The organism is Streptomyces sp. NBC_00224, assembly GCF_041435195.1.
GTDB lineage: Bacteria > Actinomycetota > Actinomycetes > Streptomycetales > Streptomycetaceae > Streptomyces.
This window is the reverse complement of sequence record NZ_CP108106.1, coordinates 2,287,345-2,307,248: the sequence shown is the minus strand read 5'-3', so window position 1 is coordinate 2,307,248 and position 19,904 is coordinate 2,287,345. Positions and strand designations below refer to the sequence as shown.

Here is a 19,904-nt window from a genome sequence, read left to right as displayed (position 1 = left end):
CGAGGAGGCTTCGATGGCGGTACGAGCGGCAGTGGCCGGGGCGAGTGGGTATGCGGGCGGGGAGCTGCTGCGGCTGCTCATCGCGCACCCCGGTGTCGAGATCGGCGCCCTGACCGGGAACACCAACGCCGGGCAGCGGCTCGGCGCGCTGCAGCCGCACCTGCTGCCGCTGGCCGGACGCGTGCTGGAGCCGACCACCGTCGAGGTGCTCGCCCGCGACCACGACGTCGTGTTCCTGGCGCTGCCGCACGGGCAGTCCGCCGCCGTCGCCGAGCAGCTCGGCGACGAGGTGCTGGTCGTGGACATGGGCGCCGACTTCCGGCTGAAGGACGCCGCCGACTGGGAGAGGTTCTACGGCTCGCCGCACGCCGGGACCTGGCCCTACGGGCTGCCCGAACTGCCGGGCGGCCGCGCCGCGCTGGAGGGGTCCAAGCGCATCGCGGTCCCCGGTTGCTACCCCACCGCCGTCTCGCTGGCGCTCTTCCCCGCGTACGAGAGTGGCATCGCCGAGCCCGAGGCCGTGATCGTCGCGGCCTCCGGCACCTCCGGCGCGGGCAAGGCCCCCAAGCCGCACCTGCTCGGCAGCGAGGTGATGGGCTCGATGTCGCCGTACGGCGTCGGCGGCGGCCACCGCCACACCCCCGAGATGATCCAGAACCTGAGCGCGGCAGCCGGGGAGCGCGTCACCGTCTCCTTCACACCGACCCTCGCCCCCATGGCGCGCGGCATCCTCGCCACCTGCTCCGCCAAGGCGAAGCCGGGCGTGAGCGCCGAGGCGGTACGGGCGGCGTACCAGAAGGCGTTCGCCGACGAGCCGTTCGTCCATCTGCTCCCCGAGGGGCAGTGGCCCGCCACCGCGTCCGTGTACGGCTCCAACGCCGTGCAGATCCAGGTCGCGTACGACGAGAGCGCCCACCGGATCGTCGTGGTCGCCGCCCTCGACAACCTCACCAAGGGCACCGCGGGCGCCGCGGTGCAGAGCATGAACATCGCCCTGGGGCTCGACGAGACCACGGGCCTGACCACGATCGGAGTTGCGCCGTGAGCGTGACGGCAGCCAAGGGATTCACGGCGGCGGGCATCGCCGCCGGGATCAAGGAGAACGGCAACCCGGACCTGGCCCTCGTGGTCAACACCGGGCCCCGCCGAGCCGCCGCCGGCGTCTTCACCTCCAACCGCGTCAAGGCCGCGCCGGTCCTGTGGTCCGAGCAGGTGCTCAAGGGCGGCGAAGTGACCGCCGTCGTCCTCAACTCCGGTGGCGCCAACGCCTGTACGGGACCCAAGGGCTTCCAGGACACCCACGCCACCGCCGAGAAGGTGGCCGAGGTGCTGGAGGGCCACAGCGCGGGCGAGGTCGCCGTCGCGTCGACGGGGCTCATCGGCGTACTGCTCCCGATGGACAAGCTGCTGCCGGGCATCGAGAAGGCCGCCGCCGAGCTCTCCGCGCACGGCGGCGAGAAGGCCGCCATCGCCATCAAGACCACCGACACCGTCCACAAGACGTCCGTCGTGACCAAGGACGGCTGGACCGTCGGCGGCATGGCCAAGGGCGCCGGCATGCTCGCCCCCGGCCTCGCCACCATGCTCGTCGTGCTCACCACCGACGCCGACCTGGACACCCCCGTCCTGGACCGCGCCCTGCGCGACGCCACCCGGACCACCTTCGACCGGGTCGACTCCGACGGCTGCATGTCCACCAACGACACCGTGCTGCTGCTCGCCTCCGGCGCCTCCGAAGCAGCCCCGGAGTACGCGGAGTTCGCCGAGGCCGTACGGACCGTGTGCGACGACCTCGCACGGCAGCTCATCGGGGACGCCGAGGGCGCCAGCAAGGACATCCGCATCGAGGTGGTGAACGCCGCGAGCGAGGACGACGCCGTCGAGGTCGGGCGGTCCATCGCCCGCAACAACCTCCTCAAGTGCGCCATCCACGGCGAGGACCCCAACTGGGGCCGGGTGCTCTCCGCCATCGGCACCACCAAGGCGGCCTTCGACCCCGACCAGCTGAACGTCGCCATCAACGGCGTGTGGGTCTGCAGGAACGGCAGCGTCGGCGAGGACCGCGACCTCGTCGACATGCGCTACCGGGAGGTCCGGATCACCGCCGACCTCGCCGCCGGATCCGCCGGGCCCGTCGTCATCTGGGCCAACGACCTCACCGCCGACTACGTCCACGAGAACAGCGCGTACAGCTCATGAGTACCCGTAAGCACACCGCGCTCCCGAAGGCGCGGATCCTCATCGAGGCGTTGCCGTGGCTGACCCGCCACCACGGCAGGACCGTCGTCATCAAGTTCGGCGGCAACGCCATGGTCGACGAGGCGCTCAAGGCCGCCTTCGCCCAGGACGTCGTCTTCCTGCGGCACGCCGGCCTCAAGCCCGTCGTGGTGCACGGCGGCGGTCCCCAGATCAGCGCCCAGCTCGACAAACACGGGCTGGTCAGCGAGTTCAAGGCGGGCCTTCGCGTCACCACGCCCGAGGCCATGGACGTCGTACGGATGGTGCTCGCCGGGCAGGTCCAGCGCGAGCTCGTCGGACTGCTCAACCAGCACGGCCCGCTCGCCGTCGGGATGACCGGCGAGGACGCCCACACCATCACCGCCACCCAGCACCGGCCCGAGATCGACGGCGAGCTCGTCGACATCGGCCGGGTCGGTGAGATCACCGCGATCGACACCGGCGCCATCGAGGCGCTCCTCGCCGACGGCCGGATCCCGGTCATCTCCTCGATCGCCCGCTCCCAGGACGACGGACATGTCTACAACGTCAATGCTGATACGGCGGCTGCGGCTCTTGCGGCTGCGCTGGGCGCCGAGACCCTGATGGTCCTCACCGACGTCGAGGGTCTGTACGAGGACTGGCCGCACAGCGACGAGGTGATCAGCAGGCTCACCGCGAGCCAGCTGGAGAAGCTGCTGCCCGACCTCTCCAGCGGCATGGTCCCCAAGATGGAGGGCTGTCTGTTCGCCGTGCGCAACGGCGTCACCACCGCGCGCGTGATCGACGGCCGCGTCCCGCACTCCATCCTTCTTGAGATCTTCACGGACGAGGGCATCGGCACGATGGTCGTGCCCGACAACCAGCAGGGGGAAGCACAGTGACCGGTCAGGAGCTGGCCCAGCGCTGGCAGCGGGTGATGACGGACAACTACGGCACCCCGGGCCTGGCGCTGGTGCGCGGCGCGGGCGCCAAGGTGTGGGACGCGGACGGCACCGAGTACACCGACTTCGTCGGCGGTATCGCGGTGAACGCCCTCGGCCACGGCCACCCGGCCGTCGTCGAGGCGGTGTCCCGCCAGATCGCCTCGCTCGGCCATGTCTCCAACCTGTACATCGCCGAGCCCCCGGTGGCGCTCGCCGAGCGGCTGATCGAGCTCTTCGGGCGGCCGGGCCGGGTCTTCTTCTGCAACTCGGGCGCCGAGGCCAACGAAGGCGCCTTCAAGATCGGGCGGCTGACCGGGCGCGGGCACATGGTCGCGACCGTCGGCGGCTTCCACGGCCGGACGATGGGCGCGCTCTCGCTCACCGGCCAGCCGAAGAAGCAGGAGTCCTTCCGCCCGCTGCCCGGCGACGTCACGCATGTGCCGTACGGGGACGTCGAGGCGCTGCGGGCCGCGGTCACCGAGGAGACCGCGCTGGTGGTCATCGAGCCCATCCAGGGCGAGAACGGCGTGGTCGTACCGCCCAGGGGCTATCTGCGGGCGGCCCGCGAGATCACCGCGGCCACCGGCACGCTGCTCGTCCTGGACGAGGTGCAGACCGGCATCGGCCGCACCGGCACCTGGTTCGAGTACCAGCAGCACGAGGGCGTCCTGCCCGACCTCGTCACCCTGGCCAAGGGCCTCGGCGGCGGTCTGCCCATCGGCGCCACCGTCGCCTTCGGCCCGGCCGCCGAACTCCTGAAGCCCGGTCAGCACGGCACGACCTTCGGCGGGAACCCGGTGGCGTGCGCGGCCGGACTCGCCGTTCTGGACACCCTCGCCGCCGACGGCGCCCTGGACCGGGTGAAGCGGCTGGGCGAGCGGCTGCGGGGCGAAATCGAGGCGTTGGCGCACCCGCTGGTCTCCCATGTCCGTGGCGCGGGCCTGCTGCTGGGTATCGTGCTCACCGAGGCCGTCGCAGCTCAGGTGCAGCGGGCGGCCCAGGACGCCGGCTTCCTGGTCAACGCGCCCGCCCCCGATGTCGTACGGCTCATGCCGCCGCTGATCATCGGTGACGCGGAGGTGGACGCGTTCCTCCAGTCGCTGCCCGGCGTCCTCGACGCAGTGACCAACGGGGACGGAAGATCCGGAGAATGAGACGACGATGACCGACGAGGCGCAGGACTCCGAGCCGGGCGGCCCCGCCGTACCGCAGACCCGCACCGCCCGCCACCGCCGGATCGTGGACATCCTCAACCGGCAGCCGGTGCGGTCCCAGAGCCAGCTCGCCAAGCTGCTCGCGGACGACGGGCTGAGCGTCACCCAGGCGACGCTCTCCCGCGACCTCGACGAGCTGGGCGCGGTGAAGATCCGCAACACCGGCGGCGAGCTGATCTACGCGGTGCCCAGCGAGGGCGGCTTCCGCACGCCCAAGGCCCCCCTCGGCGAGTCCGCCAAGGAGGAGCGGATGCGCAGGCTCTCCGCGGAGCTGCTGATCTCCGCGGAGGCCTCCGCCAACCTGGTGGTGCTGCGTACGCCGCCGGGCGCCGCCCAGTTCCTCGCCTCGGCCATCGACCAGGCCGAACTGCACGACATCCTCGGCACGATCGCGGGTGACGACACCCTGATGCTGATCAGCCGCGACCCGGCCGGCGGCCAGGCCCTGGCCGACCACCTGCTGCGCCTGGCGCAGAACGACCGGTAGCCGGCCCGGGGTTCAGTAACGCGTGATCGCGGTCGGCCCGGACGCCGTGCCGATCGCGATATGGGGGTGCTTGGCCGGGTCCGCCCAGGCCAGGATGCGGGCCATCGCGTCCGCCGGGACGGACACGCAACCGGCCGTCGCCCCCTTCCCGTTGATGTGCAGGAAGATCCCCGCACCCCGCCCGCGCACCGGCTGGTCGTAGTTGAACCCGACCACCAGGGCGCGGGCGTACTGCGTGGGGAACGCGGTGATCCGCTCGGACTCGCTCGCGCGGCAGTCGGCGGGCAGGCCCTCCACCCAGCGGTTGTACGCCTGCGAGGCGGTGTCCTCGCACCACCAGGACTTGTCGGTGGCGCGGCGGTAGGAGAACCGGGTCCCGGCGGGCGCGGCCGTGGTGCCGAAGGCGTACGGCAGGTCGTAGAGGCCGGTCGGGGTGGTGCTGGTGCTCTGCTTGCGGGCGGTGCCCTCGACCAGGCCGTTGGAGCCGAACCTGGCGTCGGCCCGGCCCGCCACCACCCACAGCGGCCCGCGCTTGTTCCACCAGGTCACCGTGCCCGTGGTGGAGCCCGTGGACGATGCCTCGGCGGTGATCAGCTGGGTGCCGCCGCCGGTGTCGGCCATCCGGTTGGGCAGGTGCGGCGAGCGGAACGGGCAGGAGTCCGCCACGGCGGCCGGGGTCGCGAGCGCGAGCAGGGCCGCGCCGAGCGCGAGAGCGGTACGCATCATGCCCGAGACCGTACGCGGCCCGCCCGCTGACGTCCTCTCAGGGGGCCGAACCGTTACCCCAGCCGCGTGGCCGACGGGCTCCCGGCCGCCTCCGGGTGGACCCCTCACCCCCTCGACGCACCTCTCGTTGACAAAACATACGGAGCACTGCATAGTTATACCCATCACCGAATGCACCGTAAGGAGAAACCCGTGACCGAGCGCGTCGTACTCGCCTACTCGGGCGGTCTGGACACCTCCGTCGCCATCGGCTGGATCGCCGAGGAGACGGGCGCCGAGGTCATCGCCGTTGCCGTGGACGTCGGCCAGGGCGGCGAGGACCTGGACGTCATCCGCAAGCGCGCGCTCGCCTGCGGTGCCGTCGAGGCCGAGGTCGCGGACGCGAAGGACGAGTTCGCCGACGAGTACTGCCTCCCGGCGATCAAGGCCAACGCCCTGTACATGGACCGCTACCCGCTGGTGTCGGCCCTCTCCCGGCCGACCATCGTCAAGCACCTGGTGGCCGCCGCCAAGAAGCACGGCGCCACCACGGTCGCCCACGGCTGCACCGGCAAGGGCAACGACCAGGTGCGGTTCGAGGCCGGTATCGCCGCGCTCGGCCCCGACCTGAAGTGCATCGCCCCGGTCCGCGACTACGCGATGACCCGGGACAAGGCGATCGCCTTCTGCGAGGCCAAGAACCTCCCCATCGCCACCACCAAGAAGTCGCCGTACTCGATCGACCAGAACGTCTTCGGGCGGGCCGTCGAGACCGGCTTCCTGGAGGACATCTGGAACGCGCCGATCGAGGACATCTACGAGTACACCTCGAACCCGGCCGAGCAGCGCGAGGCCGACGAGGTCGTCATCTCCTTCAAGGAGGGCGTCCCGGTCGCCATCGACGGCAGGCCCGTCACCGTGCTCCAGGCGATCCAGCAGCTCAACGAGCGGGCCGGCGGCCAGGGCATCGGCCGGATCGACATGGTCGAGGACCGGCTCGTGGGCATCAAGTCCCGCGAGGTGTACGAGGCGCCGGGCGCGATCGCGCTGATCACCGCGCACCAGGAGCTGGAGAACGTCACCGTCGAGCGCGAACTCGCCCGCTACAAGCGGCAGGTCGAGCAGCGCTGGGGCGAGATGGTCTACGACGGCCTGTGGTTCTCCCCGCTCAAGCGCGCCCTGGACGGCTTCATCAACGAGGCCAACCAGCACGTCACCGGCGACATCCGGATGACCCTGCACGGCGGCCGCGCGGTTGTCACGGGCCGGAAGTCCAGCGAGTCCCTCTACGACTTCAACCTCGCCACCTACGACTCGGGCGACACCTTCGACCAGTCCAAGGCGCAGGGCTTCATCGAGATCTTCGGCCTCTCTTCGAAGATCGCTGCCAAGCGAGACCTCGCGTAACGACGACTCGTTGATATTGCCGCCTCCCCGATCCTCCGCGGCGGGGAGGCGGCCGCATATCCACCCTTGTGAGGAGCAACAGCTGTGAGCAGCAACAACGGTGACGTCCGGCTCTGGGGCGCCCGGTTCGCCGACGGTCCGGCCGAGGCACTGGCGAAGCTGTCCGCGTCGGTCCACTTCGACTGGCGGCTCGCCCCGTACGACATCGCGGGCTCACGCGCTCACGCCCGAGTGCTCCACAAGGCGGGTCTGCTCACCGACGACGAGCTGGCCCGGATGACCGAGGGTCTGGACCGGCTGGCGGCCGACGTCGCCGACGGCTCGTTCACCGGCACCATCGCCGACGAGGACGTGCACACCGCCCTGGAGCGGGGCCTCCTTGAGCGGCTCGGCCCCGACCTCGGTGGCAAGCTGCGGGCCGGCCGGTCCCGCAACGACCAGGTCGCCACGCTCTTCCGGATGTACCTGCGCGACCACGCCCGGATCATCGGCGGCCTGATCGCGGAGCTCCAGGACGCGCTGGTCGGCCTCGCCGAGGCGCACCACGATGTGGCGATGCCCGGCCGCACCCACCTCCAGCACGCCCAGCCGGTCCTCTTCGCCCATCACGTCCTGGCCCACGTCCAGTCCCTGTCCCGGGACGCCGAGCGGCTGCGGCAGTGGGACGAGCGCACGGCGGTCTCCCCGTACGGATCGGGCGCGCTCGCGGGCAGCAGCCTCGGCCTCGACCCGGAGGCGGTCGCCGCCGACCTCGGCTTCGAGCACGGCAGCGCGGCCAACTCCATCGACGGCACGGCCTCCCGCGACTTCGTGGCGGAGTTCGCCTTCATCACCGCGATGATCGGCGTGAACCTCTCCCGGATCGCCGAGGAGGTCATCATCTGGAACACGAAGGAGTTCTCCTTCGTCACCCTGCACGATGCCTTCTCCACCGGCTCCTCGATCATGCCGCAGAAGAAGAACCCGGACATCGCGGAGCTGGCGCGCGGCAAGTCCGGCCGTCTGATCGGCAACCTGACCGGCCTGATGGCGACGCTGAAGGCGCTGCCGCTCGCGTACAACCGGGACCTCCAGGAGGACAAGGAGCCGGTCTTCGACTCCTGCGACCAGCTGGAGGTGCTGCTGCCCGCGTTCACCGGGATGATGGCGACCCTCACGGTCAACCGGGAGCGCATGGAGGAGCTGGCGCCCGCGGGCTTCTCGCTCGCCACCGACATCGCGGAGTGGCTGGTCAAGCAGGGCGTGCCGTTCCGGGTGGCGCACGAGGTCGCGGGGGAGTGCGTCAAGGTCTGCGAGGCGCAGGGCATCGAGCTCGACGAGCTCACCGACGACCAGTTCGCCAAGATCTCCGAGCATCTGACGCCCGAGGTGCGGACCGTCCTCAACGTCCCCGGCGCCCTAGCGTCCCGTAACGGCCGCGGCGGCACCGCCCCTTCGGCCGTCGCCGTCCAACTCGCCGAGGTCAAGGCCGACCTGACCGTCCAGCACACCTGGGCCACCGCCAGGAAGTGAGATACCGGTACGGGGTGTGCGCCGCGCATGCCCCGTACGGATGGAACGGGCCGCCGATGTCGATCAGCGGCACCCGTTTCGTGCGACCATGGTCCCTTCGGCGGTGAGGGAGTGGACGTGGGGGACGTGGCGGTCGGCGCGCAAGAAGGACACGGGGAGGCCGAGCGGCCCCAGCAGGGCCCCGAGGGACCCGAGGGGCTCGACCGGCCCCAGGGGACCGAGGGCACGGCGACGGCGTCCGAGGCGGTGCACGGCGAGTCGGCCCAGCCGGTCGGCGGGACCGCGCCGAAGGCCGGCAAGCAGCGTTCCTTCTGGAAGGAGCTGCCGCTGCTCATCGGTATCGCGCTGATCCTCGCGCTGCTGATCAAGACGTTTCTGGTGCAGGCGTTCTCGATCCCCTCGGACTCGATGCAGAACACCCTCCAGCGCGGTGACCGCGTCCTGGTCGACAAGCTGACGCCGTGGTTCGGCTCCACGCCCGAGCGCGGCGAGGTCGTCGTCTTCCACGACCCGGGCAACTGGCTCCAGGGCGAGCCGACGCCGCAGCCCAACGCCGTTCAGAAGGTGCTCAGCTTCGTCGGGCTGATGCCGTCCGCCGAGGAGAAGGACCTGATCAAGCGGGTCGTCGCGACCGGCGGCGACACCGTGGAGTGCAAGGGCACGGGCCCCCTGAAGGTCAACGGCAAGGCCCTGAACGAGCCGTACGTCTTCGCCGGGAACACCCCGTGCAGCACGGACCCGGAGAGCCAGTTCAAGATCACGGTGCCCAAGGGCCGCATCTGGGTCATGGGCGACCACCGGCAGAACTCGGCGGACTCCCGCTACCACCAGGAGCAGCCGGGCGGCGGCTCGGTGCCGGTCGACAAGGTCGTCGGGCGCGCGCTCGTCATCGCCTGGCCCATCAACCGCTGGGACACGCTTCCGGTGCCGAGCACCTTCGGCCAGTCGGGCATCGGCACGGTGGCGGCGGCCGCGCCCGCCGCACTGGGCCTGCTCGGCGCGGCCCCGATCGTGCTGCTGCGCAGGCGCCGGCGCAGCACCCGCGCCCTGTAGGGGCGCGGGGAACTGCGCGACCAGCCTCCCCCAAGCTCTCGACTTCGTTCGAGCAGGGGGGACCCCCATCGGTCCGCAGGCGAATCACCGCACTACCAGCGGAGCGCCTACGCCCCGACCGTCCCGTCGATCCCCTCGCGCAGGAAGTCCGCGTGGCCGTTGTGGCGGGCGTACTCCAGCATCACGTGCACCATCACGAGCCGCAGCGAGACGTCCGTCTCCCACCGGGAGGCGTGGACGACGGTGTCGAGCGACTCGGCCTCGCGCTCGATGCGGCGGGAGTGCTCGACCTCGGCCTGCCACCGTTCGAACGCGTCCGTCCGGGTGGCGCCGCTCGCGTCGTACGCCACCTGGTAGTCGTTGACGTCCGAGTAGACCAGCGTGATGTCCTCGCCGCCCACGACCTTGCGGAACCAGGTGCGCTCCACCTCCGCCATGTGCCGTACGAGACCGAGCAGCGAGAGCGTCGAGGGCGGCATGGACTTCGCGCGCAGTTCGTCGTCGGTCAGGCCCTCGCACTTCATCGCGAGCGTCGCGCGGTGGTAGTCGAGGAAGGCCCGAAGCGTCTCGCGCTCACCGGCGAGCAGGGGCGGCGGGACGCGGTTGTCGGTCATTTGGGGTTCCTTCCGAGGGCGTTGAGGGGGCGCCCGCCAGGCTAGTGATCAAGGAGCCGCGAGTCGACAGTATTTCGAATGAGACACTGACGTCTCATTCGGGCTATGGTTGTCTCATGACCGTGGACCGCGACCAGGTGCTGCGTACGGCAGCCGCCCTGCTCTCCCGCAGATCGACCGCCACGATGGACGAGGTGGCCCGCGCCGCCGGCATCGGGCGCGCCACCCTGCACCGCCACTTCGCCGGCCGCGACGCGCTGGTCAGGGCGCTGGAGAACTTCGGCATCGAGCAGTTCGAAGCCGCCCTGGACGCGGCCCGGCTGGACGAGGGGCCCGCCCCCGACGCGCTGCGCCGGCTGATCGCCGAGGTGGAGCCCGCGGCCGGGCTGCTCGCCTTCCTGGTCACCGAGAACCAGCTCTTCGAGGGCGACCAGATGAACGAGGGCTGGGCCCGGCTGGACGCCCGCGTCTCCGCGCTCTTCCGGCGCGGCCAGGAGCAGGGCGAGTTCCGTATCGACCTCACCCCGGCGTGGCTCACCGAGGCCCTGTACGGCCTGATCGGCACCTGTGCCTGGGCCGTCCAGGTCGGCCGGGTCGCCGCCAACGACTTCCAGTACATGATCGTCGAGTTGCTGCTCGGCGGAGCGCGACGGAGCGTGGAGAAATGACCAGTACCGACCGGCGGGCCGAGCCCGGCCCCGATGTGCGCCACCCGGGCCGCTGGCTCGCCCTCGCCGTGCTCGTGCTGGCCGTGCTCCTCGTCGCGGTCGACGCGACCGTGCTCGGGCTCGCCACCCCGTTCCTCAGCGAGGACCTGAAGCCGTCCGGCCCGCAGCTGCTGTGGATCGGCGACATCTACTCGTTCGTCATCGCGGGCCTGCTCGTCTCGATGGGCAGCCTCGGCGACCGGATCGGCCGCAAACGGCTGCTGCTCTGCGGCGCGGTGGCCTTCGGCGCGGTCTCGGTGCTCAACGCGTACGCCTCCAGCCCCGAGATGATGATCCTGGCGCGGGCGCTCCTCGGCGTGGCGGGCGCGACCCTGATGCCGTCCACCCTGGCGCTGATCCGGAACATCTTCCACGACCCCCGCGAGCGCAGCCTGGCCGTCGGCGTCTGGGGGGCCGCGGCCTCGGCGGGCGCCGCCGTCGGGCCGGTCGTCGGCGGCTTCCTCCTGGAGAACTTCTGGTGGGGCTCGGTCTTCCTGATCAACCTGCCCGTGATGGCCGTGCTCGTACTCGTCGGCATCAAGCTGCTCCCCGAGTCGCGCGACCCCAACCCGGGCCCGTGGGACGTGGTCAGTGTCCTTCTGTCGCTGGTCGGCATGGTCGCGATCGTGTACGCGGTGAAGGAGGCGGCGGTCAACGGCTTCGGCCTGGAGATCGCCGGGGTGGCGGTGGTGGGCGTGCTGGCCCTGGTCTGGTTCGTACGCCGCCAGCTCACCCTCGACTCACCGCTGCTCGACATCCGGCTCTTCCACCACCGGGGCTTCTCCGGCGCGGTCCTGGCCGATCTGCTGACCATCCTGGGCCTGTCCGGCCTGGTGTTCTTCCTCTCCCAGTTCCTCCAACTGGTCCAGGGGCGCTCGCCGTTGGAGGCCGGTCTCATCGAACTGCCCGCGGCCGTGGGCGCGGTGGGAGCCGGACTCGCGGCGGGCTATGCGGCCCGCCGGGCCTCGGTGCGCAGTGCGGTCGCCGTGGGTCTGGCGGCGGTGGGCGCGGCCCTCGCGGCCTGTGTGGCGATATCGGCCGACACGGGGGTCGTCGCCCTCGGGATCGCACTGTTCGTCGGCGGCCTGGGGGCCGGTCTCGCCTTCACGGTCACCGCCGACGTGATCCTCTCCAGCGTGCCGAAGGAGCAGGCGGGGGCGGCGTCGGCGGTCTCGGAGACGGCGTACGAGTTGGGCGCGGCCCTCGGCATCGCGCTCCTGGGTTCCGTGGTCACGGGCATCTACCGCGGCTTCACGGCCCCGGCGGACCTGCCCGCGGGTGTCTCCGCGGAGGCCCACGACTCGCTCGGCGGCGCGGTGGAGGTGGCCGCGCGGCTCCCGGCCGAGCAGGCGGCCCCGATGCTGTCGGCCGCCCGGGACGCCTTCACGGACGGCTTCCAGACGGCGGCGGCGGTCGGCAGCGCGGTCCTGTTCGCGACGGCGGTGGCGGCGTGGTTCCTGCTGCGGGGCCAGAAACTGGAGGAGGGGCTGGAGCACCCTTGAGCCGTACCCCCTAGGGGCGCGGGGAACTGCGCGACAAGCCACAGACGGCCCGCAGCCGGAGAACAAGTCGCCGTATGGCTGCGGGCCGTGCTGGGCTGAGCGCGCAGTTCCCCGCGCCCCCAAAATGGGCGGCTACGCCGCCTTTGCCTTCGTGGCGTACATGTCCACGTACTCCTGCCCGGACAGCCGCATGACCTCCGCCATCACCGAGTCCGTGACGGCCCGCAGCACATAGCGGTCCCGGTCCATGCCCTCGTACCGCGAGAACTCCATCGGCTCGCCGAAGCGGACCGTCACCTTGCCGGGCCGCGGCAGCCCCGCCCCGCTCGGCTGGATCTTGTCCGTGCCGATCATCGCGAACGGCACGACCGGCGCACCGGTCATCAGGGTCAGCCGCGCGATGCCGGTGCGGCCGCGGTACAGACGGCCGTCGGGGGAGCGGGTGCCCTCCGGGTAGATGCTGAAGACCTTGCCCTCTTCCAGGACCTGACGCCCCGTCATCAGCGCCGCGACACCGCCGTGGCCGCCGTCCCGGTTGACCGGGATCATGCCGACGCCGCTGAAGAACCACGCCATCAGCCGGCCCTTGAGGCCCTTGCCCGTGACGTACTCGTCCTTGCCGATGAAGTACACCGGACGGTCCAGACACACCGGCATGATCATCGAGTCGATGAACGTCAGGTGGTTGCCCGCGAGGATGACCGGACCCGTCCCCGGAATGTTCTCGACGCCCTCCACCTGCGGACGGAACATCAGGCGCATGATCGGTCCGAGCACTGCCTTGATGAGCGCGAGTCGGGACAACGCTTCCTCCGGGGTCGTGGGCTGGGGTCCGCGCGGAATGAGGTCCGCGCAGGTGAGGACGATACTCGCGGGCCGCGTCTGATCGCACATCGGGTTCACGGAGTGGATACGCGATGTTGACGTGTGTTTACGCCACGTTCCGCCCTCATTGGCCGTGGGGGCTCCCCTCCTTAAGGGGGGTACGCCTACGCTCGTCCCCTCCCGTTGACAGGTTCGGGACATGCAACAACAGGCACTTCCAAGGAGCGTTCATGACACAGGGTGAGCGGATGAGCCCCGGGCGGCGCACCGTGCTGGGCGCGGCGGTTCTGGGCACGGCTGCCGCCGGGCTGCCCGCCGCGGCCGCGAGCGCGCAGACCCGGCAGGGGCACGGCGACGCGCGCCGCCACGGCACGTACAAGGACCTGCCGGTCCCGTACGTGATCGGGCACCGCGGCACCGCCGGATACCGCCCCGAGCACACCCTCGGCTCCTACCAGCACGCCCTGGACCTCGGCGCGCACGTCATCGAGCAGGACCTCGTCCCCACCAAGGACGGGCATCTGGTCTGCCGTCACGAGAACGACATCACCGCCACCACGGACGTCGCCGACCACCCCGGGTTCGCCGCCCGCAAGGCCACCAAGACCATCGACGGCGTGGCCGTCACCGGCTGGTTCACCGAGGACTTCACGCTCGCCGAGCTGAAGACCCTGCGCGCCAAGGAGCGGCTGCCCGCCGTCCGCCAGCGCAACACGCTCTACGACGGCCGCTGGGACGTGCCCACCTTCGAGGAGGTCCTCCAGTGGGCCGAGCGCGAGGGCCGCCGCCTGGGCCGTCGCATCTGGCTGCACACCGAGACCAAGCACCCCACCTACTTCCGGGGGCTCGGTCTTCCCCTGGAGGACCGGGTCGCCAAGCTGCTGCGCCGCTACGGCCGCCACCGCGCCGACTCCCCGCAGTTCCTCCAGTCCTTCGAGCCCAGCAGCATCCAGCGGCTGAGCCGGCTGGTCGACACCCCGTCGGTCGTGCTGCTCTCCGGCACCGGCAGCAAGCCCTGGGACTTCGTGGTGAGCGGCGACCCGCGCACGACCGACGACCTGGTCAAGCCCGAGGGCCTGAAGTGGATCGCCTCGTACGCGCAGGGCATCGGCCCGACCCTCGATCTGATCATCCCGAAGGACGCGGCGGGCCGGCTCACCAAGCCGACCACCCTGGTCGCGGACGCCCACGCGCACGGCCTCGTCCTCCACCCGTACACGTTGCGCGACGAGAACACCTTCCTGCCCGCCGACTTCCGGCGCGGCACCGACCCCAACGCCTACGGGGACGCCTTCGGGGCCTTCAAGGTGTACTTCGCCACCGGCATCGACGCGGTCTTCTCCGACAACGCGGACACCGCGCTGCTCGCCGCAGCGGACTTCCGCGCGAAGCGCTAGTCCCGTACCAGTAGCTCTCGTATACGAGTCTTCACTTACGGGTGAGATGCGGCCGTCGTCGAAACCGCCTCGCGCGGCGGCCGCGTCCCGCCCGGCATGGACCTCGTCAAAGAGCTGAGCCCGCTGCTGGCCGCCGAGGCCGCCGCGGAGGCGCCGGGCGCCGGAGTCGACCCCGCCGACCTCGAACAGGACGTCTGGGTGCGTCTGCTGGAAAGCCGTCCGGCGGACCCCGTGCCGTGGGTGCGCTGGGCCGTTCGGGCGGAAGTGAGACGGGCCCGCCGCCGGGCGCGGCGCGAGCTGCCGTTCGCCGCGGAACCGGCCGCCGACCCGGAAACAGGCCCGGAACGCCAGGTTCTGAGCGAGGAACTGAGCAGTGCTCTGCGTACGGCCGTGGCCAGAACCCCGGGGAACTGCCCGCGTCTGCTGACCGCACTTCTTTCGCCCAGCGACCTCACCTACCGCGAAATCGCAGGGGAGTTGGATATCTCACAGGGGAGTCTGGGGCCGATGCGTTCCCGTTGCCTGGGATGCCTGCGCAGAATGCTCGCGGCGGAGGTTGCGGCTCCTGGCCTGCGGGGAATGGAGCGTTAGACAACCGGCGGACGGGTGAGCGGAAGGCATGCACACATGGGCATGAGCGTGATCATCTCTGCGGCGCGTGAAGGCGACTGCGAGCAGATCCTCAAGCTTCAGTACCTCTGCTACCAGAGCGAGGCGGAGCTCTACGGCGACTACTCCATCGAGCCGCTCACCCAGACGCTCGACGGCCTGCGGAGCGAGCTCGGGCGCGGGTACGCGCTGGTGGCGCGGCTCGGCGACGAGGTGGTCGCCTCGGTCAGAGGCAGCGTGGACGCGTCGGGCACCGGCCGGATCGACAAGCTGATCGTGCATCCGCGGATGCAGGGGCACGGCCTGGGCAGCCGGCTGCTCAGCGCCATAGAGGAGCACTTCGCCGGTCAGCTGTCGGCCAAGCGGTTCCAGCTCCTCACGGGGCATCGCAGCGAGTCCAACCTGCGGTTGTATCGGAAGCACGGGTATGCGCCCGTCGCGACGGAGGCGCTGAGTCCAGGGCTTTCCTTGGTCACGCTGGAGAAGGATGCGGCGGCTCGGGAGTTCGTCGCCAGCGCGTGAGCGCTCCGCGCGAGGCAGGTGCTGTGTCTGCGGGCCGTGCTGGGTTGCTCGCGCAGTTCCCCGCGCCCCTTAAGGGGCCCGAAGGGCCCTCCTAGGGGCGCGGGGAACTGCGCGACCAGCCACAGACAGCCCGCAGGCACAGAACACCGTCAGGCGGCAGCCCTATTGCGTCGCAGCCACAGCATGCCGAGCACCGGCAGGATCACCGGGATGAGCAAGTACCCCGCTCCGTAGTCCGACCACACCGTCGCATCGGGGAACGCCGACTTGTCCGCCAGCGTCCACGTGCCCACGGTCAGGACGAAGAGCAGCTCGGCGGCGCAGCACACCAGCGCCGTGCGCCGCAGCCGCTCGCCGCCGCGCACCAGTGAGAACGTGATGAACCCGTACACCACGGCGGCCACGGCCGACAGGACGTACGCCAGCGGCGCCTTGCCGAAGTCCTGGATCATCTGGACGATCGAGCGGGAGGCGGCGGCGACGGTGAACACCCCGTAGAACCAGACCAGTACGCGGCCGGGGCCGCTGCCCAGCTTCCTGTCGTCGGACTCGTTCCGCCCGGTGGACTCGGTGGTGGACTCGGCCACGGTCACCCTCCCCAGATGTCGTAGAGACGCACTTCGAGCACCGCGAGCACCACCGCGCCGGCCGAGACCGTCACGGAACCCCACTTGGTCCGCTCGCTCAGCGAGAGCAGACCCGCCGCCGGGACCGCCGCGAACGAGCCCACCAGATAGGCGATGAAGATCGCCATGCCCTGGTCGGGCCGCTCGCCCCGCCCCAGCTGCACGATGCCGACCACGAGCTGGGCCAGGGCCAGTACGGAGACCACGGCCATGCCGATGAAGTGCCAGTCCTTGGTGGGCTGGTCCCGGTAGGCGGCGAAGCCGCACCAGGCGGCGAGGGCGAGCGCGGCGGCGGCGACCGCGACCGTCAGGGCGTCAAGCATGAGAACGAGCGTATTACGGCCCGAAGCGCCCGATGCGCGCGCCCCGGGCGGGACCGGCCGGGCCGATCGGGCCGCCGTGGCCTTGGCCACAGGACGGCACTCCTGGGGAGGTGGTGGCCGCTGTCGGCGGGCAGCCGGTGTCCGGTGTATCGGCCCAGGCCAGACGGGGGAGGGGGGTGTTGACCGGGGTGTCGTCGCCGTCCGCCGGCCGTCCCGATGGTGTCCGTATGGCGGTCCATAGCTGTCCGGAATACGGACAGCGTTGATCCGCTCTTCGCTCCTTCTGCTTTACTTCATGCATGACCACGACGAGCAGCCGCACCCTTGCGACCGAGGCGATGAACACGCCCGGTGCTCGTTGTATGTGTCGAATGTGCGCCTTCTGAGGGCCCCCGCCTGAGCCTCGCGCCCCGAAGCGAGACCCATGAGCCATGCCCGCGCACGCCATGCCTCCCGGTTACCACCGATGTGGCTGTGACGCGTCCCGAACACGAATGCCCCGTGCCCGGCGGACACCGCGCCGCGCACTCGACAGTGACGGAAATCCTGTGATCACCACTACGGGCCTCACCAAGGTCTACCAGTCGCGCGGCCGTGAGGTCACCGCCCTGGACGGCGTAGACCTCCATGTCCGCGAGGGCGAGGTCTTCGGCGTCATCGGCCAGAGCGGCGCCGGCAAATCCTCCCTCATCCGCTGCGTCAACCTCCTGGAGCGGCCGACCACCGGCACGGTGACCGTCGACGGCGTCGACCTCACCGCGCTCGCCGGGCGCGGCCGCCGCGCCGGCAAGGAGCTGCGCCAGGCGCGCAGCCGTATCGGCATGGTCTTCCAGCACTTCAACCTGCTCTCCGCGCGCAATGTGCAGGACAACATCGAGCTGCCGCTGGAGATCCTCGGCGTCTCCGGCAAGGAGCGCTCCCGCAAGGCCCTCGAACTCCTCGACCTGGTCGGCCTCTCCGACAAGGCCAAGGCGTACCCCGCCCAGCTCTCCGGCGGCCAGAAGCAGCGCGTCGGCATCGCCCGCGCCCTGGCCGGCGACCCCAAGGTGCTGCTCTCCGACGAGGCGACCAGCGCGCTGGACCCGGAGACCACCCGCTCCATCCTCCAGCTGCTGCGCGACCTCAACCAGCAGCTCGGCCTCACCGTGCTGCTCATCACCCACGAGATGGACGTCGTGAAGACGGTCTGCGACTCGGCCGCGCTGATGAAGCGGGGCAGGATCATCGAGTCCGGCACCGTCGGCGAACTCCTCGCCACCCCCGGCTCCGAGCTCGCCGCCGAGCTGTTCCCGGTGACCGGCGAGGCCACCGGCCCCGATCGGACCGTCGTCGACGTGACCTTCCACGGCGACGCGGCCACCCAGCCGGTCATCTCGCAGCTGGCGCGCACGTACAACGTCGACATCTCGATCCTCGGCGCCGCGATGGACACCGTCGGCGGCAAGCAGATCGGCCGGATGCGCATCGAACTGCCCGGACGGTACGAGGAGAACGTCGTCCCGGTCGGCTTCCTGCGCGAGCAGGGCCTCCAGGTCGACGTCGTCGAATCCGACGTGGCCGACGCCGTAGTGGACATCCCGGCGCAGATCGCCGCCCCGGTCAAGGAAGGTGCCAAGTGAGCTGGTCCGAGATGCAGCCGCTGCTGTCCCAGGGAACCATCGACACCCTCTACATGGTGCTCTGGTCCAGCCTGGTCACCGTCGCGGGCGGACTGCCGCTGGGTGTGCTGCTCGTCCTCACCGACAAGGGCGGGCTGCTCCAGAACCGCCCGGTGAACAAGGTCATCGGCGTGATCGTGAACATCGGCCGCTCGATGCCCTTCATCATCCTGCTGATCGCGCTGATCCCCTTCACCACCTGGGTGGTCGGCACCTTCATCGGCCCCAGCGCGATGATTGTGCCGCTCGCCGTCGGCGCCATCCCGTTCTTCGCCCGGCTCGTCGAGACCGCGATCCGCGAGGTCGACCACGGTCTGGTCGAGGCCGTCCAGTCGATGGGCGGCTCCATCCCGACCATCGTCGGCAAGGTGCTGCTCCCGCAGGCGCTGCCCTCGCTGATCGCCGCGCTCACCACCACCGTGATCACGCTGGTCAGCTACTCGGCGATGGCCGGCGCGGTCGGTGGCGAGGGCCTCGGCTCCAAGGCCATCACCTACGGCTTCCAGCGCTTCGAGACCCCGTTCATGCTCATCACCGTCGGTGTGCTGATCGCCATCGTCACCGTGGTCCAGCTGATCGGCGACGGCGCCGTACGCCTCCTCGCCCGCCGGGGCCGTACCTCCTGAACTTCTCTCCGCAGAGCCCGCACTCCTTGTCCGGGCGACCACCCGCACCACCAGAAAGAGGCACTTTTCGTGCGTAACAACATCAAGATCACCGCTGCTGCCGCCGCCACCGCCGCCCTCGCCTTCGGCCTCACCGCCTGCGGCACGGCCTCCGACCCCAAGTCGTCGAGCGCCAAGGGCGCCTCCGCCGACACCTCCAAGGCGCTCGTCGTCGCGGCGTCCCCGACCCCGCACGCCGACATCCTGAACTTCGTCAAGAAGAACCTGGCGGAGAAGGCCGGACTCAAGCTGGAGGTGAAGGAGTTCACGGACTACGTCCTGCCGAACACCGCCACCCAGCAGGGCCAGGTCGACGCCAACTTCTTCCAGCACAAGCCGTACCTCGACGACTTCAACAAGAAGAACCACACGACGATCGTGCCCGTCGTGAACGTCGAGCTGGAGCCGCTCGGCCTCTACTCCAAGAAGGTCAAGTCCGCCAAGGAGCTCACCTCCGGGCAGACCATCGCGGTCCCGAACGACACCACCAACGAGGGCCGTTCGCTCCAGCTGCTCGCCTCCCAGGGCCTGATCACGCTGAAGGACGGCGTCGGCACCTCCGCCAAGCTCTCCGACATCAAGGACAGCAAGGGCCTGAAGTTCAAGGAGATCGAGGCCGCCACGCTGCCCCGCGCCCTGAACGACGTCGACGCCGCGGTCATCAACGGCAACTACGCCATCGAGGCCAAGCTCAGCCCGGCCAAGGACGCGCTCGTCCTGGAGAAGTCGGACGGCAACCCGTACGCCAACTTCCTCGCCGTCAAGAAGGGCAACGAGGCCGACCCGCGGATCCAGAAGCTCGCCCAGCTCCTCAACTCCGACGAGGTCAAGAAGTTCATCCAGGACAAGTACCAGGGCTCGGTCATCCCGGCCTTCGGCGCCGTCAAGTCCTGACCCCCGCCGGTCAGTTCCCGCCACCACGCCGGGGCCCCGCA

General features: G+C 70.6%; 21 protein-coding genes. 16 read left to right on the top strand and 5 right to left on the bottom strand.

Translation table 11 applies throughout. The features are described from left to right. The first annotated feature begins 13 nt into the window (after positions 1-13). From argC to OG965_RS10295, 5 genes are read left to right on the top strand one after another with little or no spacing between them, the layout of a single operon-like run. Positions 14-1,045 (top strand): N-acetyl-gamma-glutamyl-phosphate reductase, encoded by a 1,032-nt coding sequence (argC, locus tag OG965_RS10315; RefSeq protein ID WP_371651374.1) that lies wholly within the window; start codon positions 14-16, stop codon positions 1,043-1,045. Next, complete coding sequence (gene argJ, locus OG965_RS10310) at positions 1,042-2,199, top strand: bifunctional glutamate N-acetyltransferase/amino-acid acetyltransferase ArgJ (protein ID WP_371651372.1); 1,158 nt, start codon at positions 1,042-1,044, stop codon at positions 2,197-2,199. The genes argC and argJ overlap by 4 nt, the downstream gene beginning before the upstream one ends. Beyond that, on the top strand, positions 2,196-3,101 hold the full coding sequence (gene argB / locus OG965_RS10305; protein WP_371651370.1) for an acetylglutamate kinase: 906 nt from the start codon (positions 2,196-2,198) through the stop codon (positions 3,099-3,101). Before argJ ends, argB begins: the two co-directional genes overlap by 4 nt. After that, the gene (locus OG965_RS10300; RefSeq protein WP_371651367.1) at positions 3,098-4,297 is read left to right on the top strand and encodes an acetylornithine transaminase; all 1,200 of its coding nucleotides are present in this window, start codon (positions 3,098-3,100) and stop codon (positions 4,295-4,297) included. The genes argB and OG965_RS10300 overlap by 4 nt, the downstream gene beginning before the upstream one ends. 7 nt (positions 4,298-4,304) lie before the next feature. After that, on the top strand, positions 4,305-4,844 hold the full coding sequence (locus OG965_RS10295) for an arginine repressor (RefSeq protein WP_067155970.1): 540 nt from the start codon (positions 4,305-4,307) through the stop codon (positions 4,842-4,844). Positions 4,845-4,856: 12 nt separating this feature from the next. On the opposite strand, the gene OG965_RS10290 is transcribed toward OG965_RS10295, so the two are convergent. Further along, positions 4,857-5,567: a L,D-transpeptidase family protein gene (locus OG965_RS10290; RefSeq protein WP_371656905.1), complete on the bottom strand. Its 711-nt coding sequence runs from the start codon at positions 5,565-5,567 to the stop codon at positions 4,857-4,859. A gap of 195 nt (positions 5,568-5,762) precedes the next feature. Here OG965_RS10290 and OG965_RS10285 point away from each other — a divergent pair, with 195 nt between their 5' ends. The 3 genes from OG965_RS10285 to lepB all read left to right on the top strand — a co-directional run bounded on the left by OG965_RS10285 (position 5,763) and on the right by lepB (position 9,521). Next, complete coding sequence (locus tag OG965_RS10285) at positions 5,763-6,956, top strand: argininosuccinate synthase (RefSeq protein ID WP_371651364.1); 1,194 nt, start codon at positions 5,763-5,765, stop codon at positions 6,954-6,956. An 84-nt stretch (positions 6,957-7,040) separates the two neighbouring features. Continuing rightward, entirely contained in the window at positions 7,041-8,468 is a 1,428-nt protein-coding gene (gene argH, locus OG965_RS10280; protein WP_371651362.1) for an argininosuccinate lyase, read from the top strand. 117 nt (positions 8,469-8,585) lie between these two features. Further along, positions 8,586-9,521 carry a signal peptidase I gene (gene lepB / locus OG965_RS10275; protein ID WP_371651360.1) on the top strand — a complete coding sequence of 312 codons (936 nt, stop codon included), beginning with the start codon at positions 8,586-8,588 and terminating at the stop codon, positions 9,519-9,521. 107 nt (positions 9,522-9,628) lie between these two features. Here the strand turns inward: lepB and OG965_RS10270 are convergent, their stop codons facing one another. Then, positions 9,629-10,135 (bottom strand): DinB family protein, encoded by a 507-nt coding sequence (locus OG965_RS10270; protein ID WP_371651358.1) that lies wholly within the window; start codon positions 10,133-10,135, stop codon positions 9,629-9,631. A gap of 116 nt (positions 10,136-10,251) precedes the next feature. On the opposite strand from OG965_RS10270, the gene OG965_RS10265 reads away from it, so the two are divergent. Together OG965_RS10265 and OG965_RS10260 are read left to right on the top strand one after the other, a co-directional pair. Continuing rightward, the gene (locus tag OG965_RS10265; protein ID WP_371651356.1) at positions 10,252-10,803 is read left to right on the top strand and encodes a TetR/AcrR family transcriptional regulator; all 552 of its coding nucleotides are present in this window, start codon (positions 10,252-10,254) and stop codon (positions 10,801-10,803) included. Further along, entirely contained in the window at positions 10,800-12,344 is a 1,545-nt protein-coding gene (locus tag OG965_RS10260; protein WP_371651354.1) for an MFS transporter, read from the top strand. The genes OG965_RS10265 and OG965_RS10260 overlap by 4 nt, the downstream gene beginning before the upstream one ends. A 132-nt stretch (positions 12,345-12,476) precedes the next feature. Here OG965_RS10260 and OG965_RS10255 read toward each other — a convergent pair whose 3' ends face one another. Further along, the gene (locus OG965_RS10255; protein ID WP_067155949.1) at positions 12,477-13,148 is read right to left on the bottom strand and encodes a 1-acyl-sn-glycerol-3-phosphate acyltransferase; all 672 of its coding nucleotides are present in this window, start codon (positions 13,146-13,148) and stop codon (positions 12,477-12,479) included. Positions 13,149-13,399: 251 nt separating this feature from the next. Between OG965_RS10255 and OG965_RS10250 the strand changes: the two genes are divergently transcribed. The 3 genes from OG965_RS10250 to OG965_RS10240 all read left to right on the top strand — a co-directional run bounded on the left by OG965_RS10250 (position 13,400) and on the right by OG965_RS10240 (position 15,697). Further along, entirely contained in the window at positions 13,400-14,566 is a 1,167-nt protein-coding gene (locus OG965_RS10250; protein WP_371651352.1) for a glycerophosphodiester phosphodiesterase, read from the top strand. Between the two features lie 96 nt (positions 14,567-14,662). Then, positions 14,663-15,157 carry a sigma-70 family RNA polymerase sigma factor gene (locus OG965_RS10245; RefSeq protein ID WP_371651350.1) on the top strand — a complete coding sequence of 165 codons (495 nt, stop codon included), beginning with the start codon at positions 14,663-14,665 and terminating at the stop codon, positions 15,155-15,157. Between the two features lie 36 nt (positions 15,158-15,193). Then, positions 15,194-15,697, top strand: coding sequence for a GNAT family N-acetyltransferase (locus OG965_RS10240; protein ID WP_371651348.1), 504 nt, complete (start codon positions 15,194-15,196; stop codon positions 15,695-15,697). Between the two features lie 149 nt (positions 15,698-15,846). On the opposite strand, the gene OG965_RS10235 is transcribed toward OG965_RS10240, so the two are convergent. After that, positions 15,847-16,284 carry a hypothetical protein gene (locus tag OG965_RS10235; RefSeq protein ID WP_371651346.1) on the bottom strand — a complete coding sequence of 146 codons (438 nt, stop codon included), beginning with the start codon at positions 16,282-16,284 and terminating at the stop codon, positions 15,847-15,849. 2 nt (positions 16,285-16,286) lie between these two features. Next, on the bottom strand, positions 16,287-16,646 hold the full coding sequence (locus tag OG965_RS10230) for a hypothetical protein (protein WP_190089588.1): 360 nt from the start codon (positions 16,644-16,646) through the stop codon (positions 16,287-16,289). Positions 16,647-17,194: 548 nt separating this feature from the next. Here OG965_RS10230 and OG965_RS10225 point away from each other — a divergent pair. The 3 genes from OG965_RS10225 (at position 17,195) to OG965_RS10215 (ending at position 19,863) form a co-directional block, all read left to right on the top strand. After that, positions 17,195-18,265: a methionine ABC transporter ATP-binding protein gene (locus OG965_RS10225; RefSeq protein WP_371651344.1), complete on the top strand. Its 1,071-nt coding sequence runs from the start codon at positions 17,195-17,197 to the stop codon at positions 18,263-18,265. Then, positions 18,262-18,930 (top strand): methionine ABC transporter permease, encoded by a 669-nt coding sequence (locus tag OG965_RS10220; RefSeq protein WP_371651342.1) that lies wholly within the window; start codon positions 18,262-18,264, stop codon positions 18,928-18,930. The genes OG965_RS10225 and OG965_RS10220 overlap by 4 nt, the downstream gene beginning before the upstream one ends. A 69-nt stretch (positions 18,931-18,999) precedes the next feature. Continuing rightward, positions 19,000-19,863, top strand: a complete 864-nt coding sequence (locus OG965_RS10215) for a MetQ/NlpA family ABC transporter substrate-binding protein (protein WP_371651340.1) — start codon at positions 19,000-19,002, stop codon at positions 19,861-19,863. Positions 19,864-19,904: the final 41 nt, after the last annotated feature.

Excerpts from the sequence above, each read along its gene's own strand:
- OG965_RS10295 (WP_067155970.1), top strand. The coding sequence starts at position 4,305 with ATGACCGACGAGGCGCAGGACTCCGAGCCGGGCGGCCCCGCCGTACCG.
- OG965_RS10230 (WP_190089588.1), bottom strand. The coding sequence starts at position 16,646 with ATGCTTGACGCCCTGACGGTCGCGGTCGCCGCCGCCGCGCTCGCCCTC.
- OG965_RS10290 (WP_371656905.1), bottom strand. The coding sequence starts at position 5,567 with ATGCGTACCGCTCTCGCGCTCGGCGCGGCCCTGCTCGCGCTCGCGACC.
- OG965_RS10250 (WP_371651352.1), top strand. The coding sequence starts at position 13,400 with ATGACACAGGGTGAGCGGATGAGCCCCGGGCGGCGCACCGTGCTGGGC.
- OG965_RS10260 (WP_371651354.1), top strand. The coding sequence starts at position 10,800 with ATGACCAGTACCGACCGGCGGGCCGAGCCCGGCCCCGATGTGCGCCAC.
- argB (WP_371651370.1), top strand. The coding sequence starts at position 2,196 with ATGAGTACCCGTAAGCACACCGCGCTCCCGAAGGCGCGGATCCTCATC.
- argC (WP_371651374.1), top strand. The coding sequence starts at position 14 with ATGGCGGTACGAGCGGCAGTGGCCGGGGCGAGTGGGTATGCGGGCGGG.
- OG965_RS10265 (WP_371651356.1), top strand. The coding sequence starts at position 10,252 with ATGACCGTGGACCGCGACCAGGTGCTGCGTACGGCAGCCGCCCTGCTC.
- OG965_RS10270 (WP_371651358.1), bottom strand. The coding sequence starts at position 10,135 with ATGACCGACAACCGCGTCCCGCCGCCCCTGCTCGCCGGTGAGCGCGAG.
- OG965_RS10240 (WP_371651348.1), top strand. The coding sequence starts at position 15,194 with ATGGGCATGAGCGTGATCATCTCTGCGGCGCGTGAAGGCGACTGCGAG.
- OG965_RS10245 (WP_371651350.1), top strand. The coding sequence starts at position 14,663 with ATGGACCTCGTCAAAGAGCTGAGCCCGCTGCTGGCCGCCGAGGCCGCC.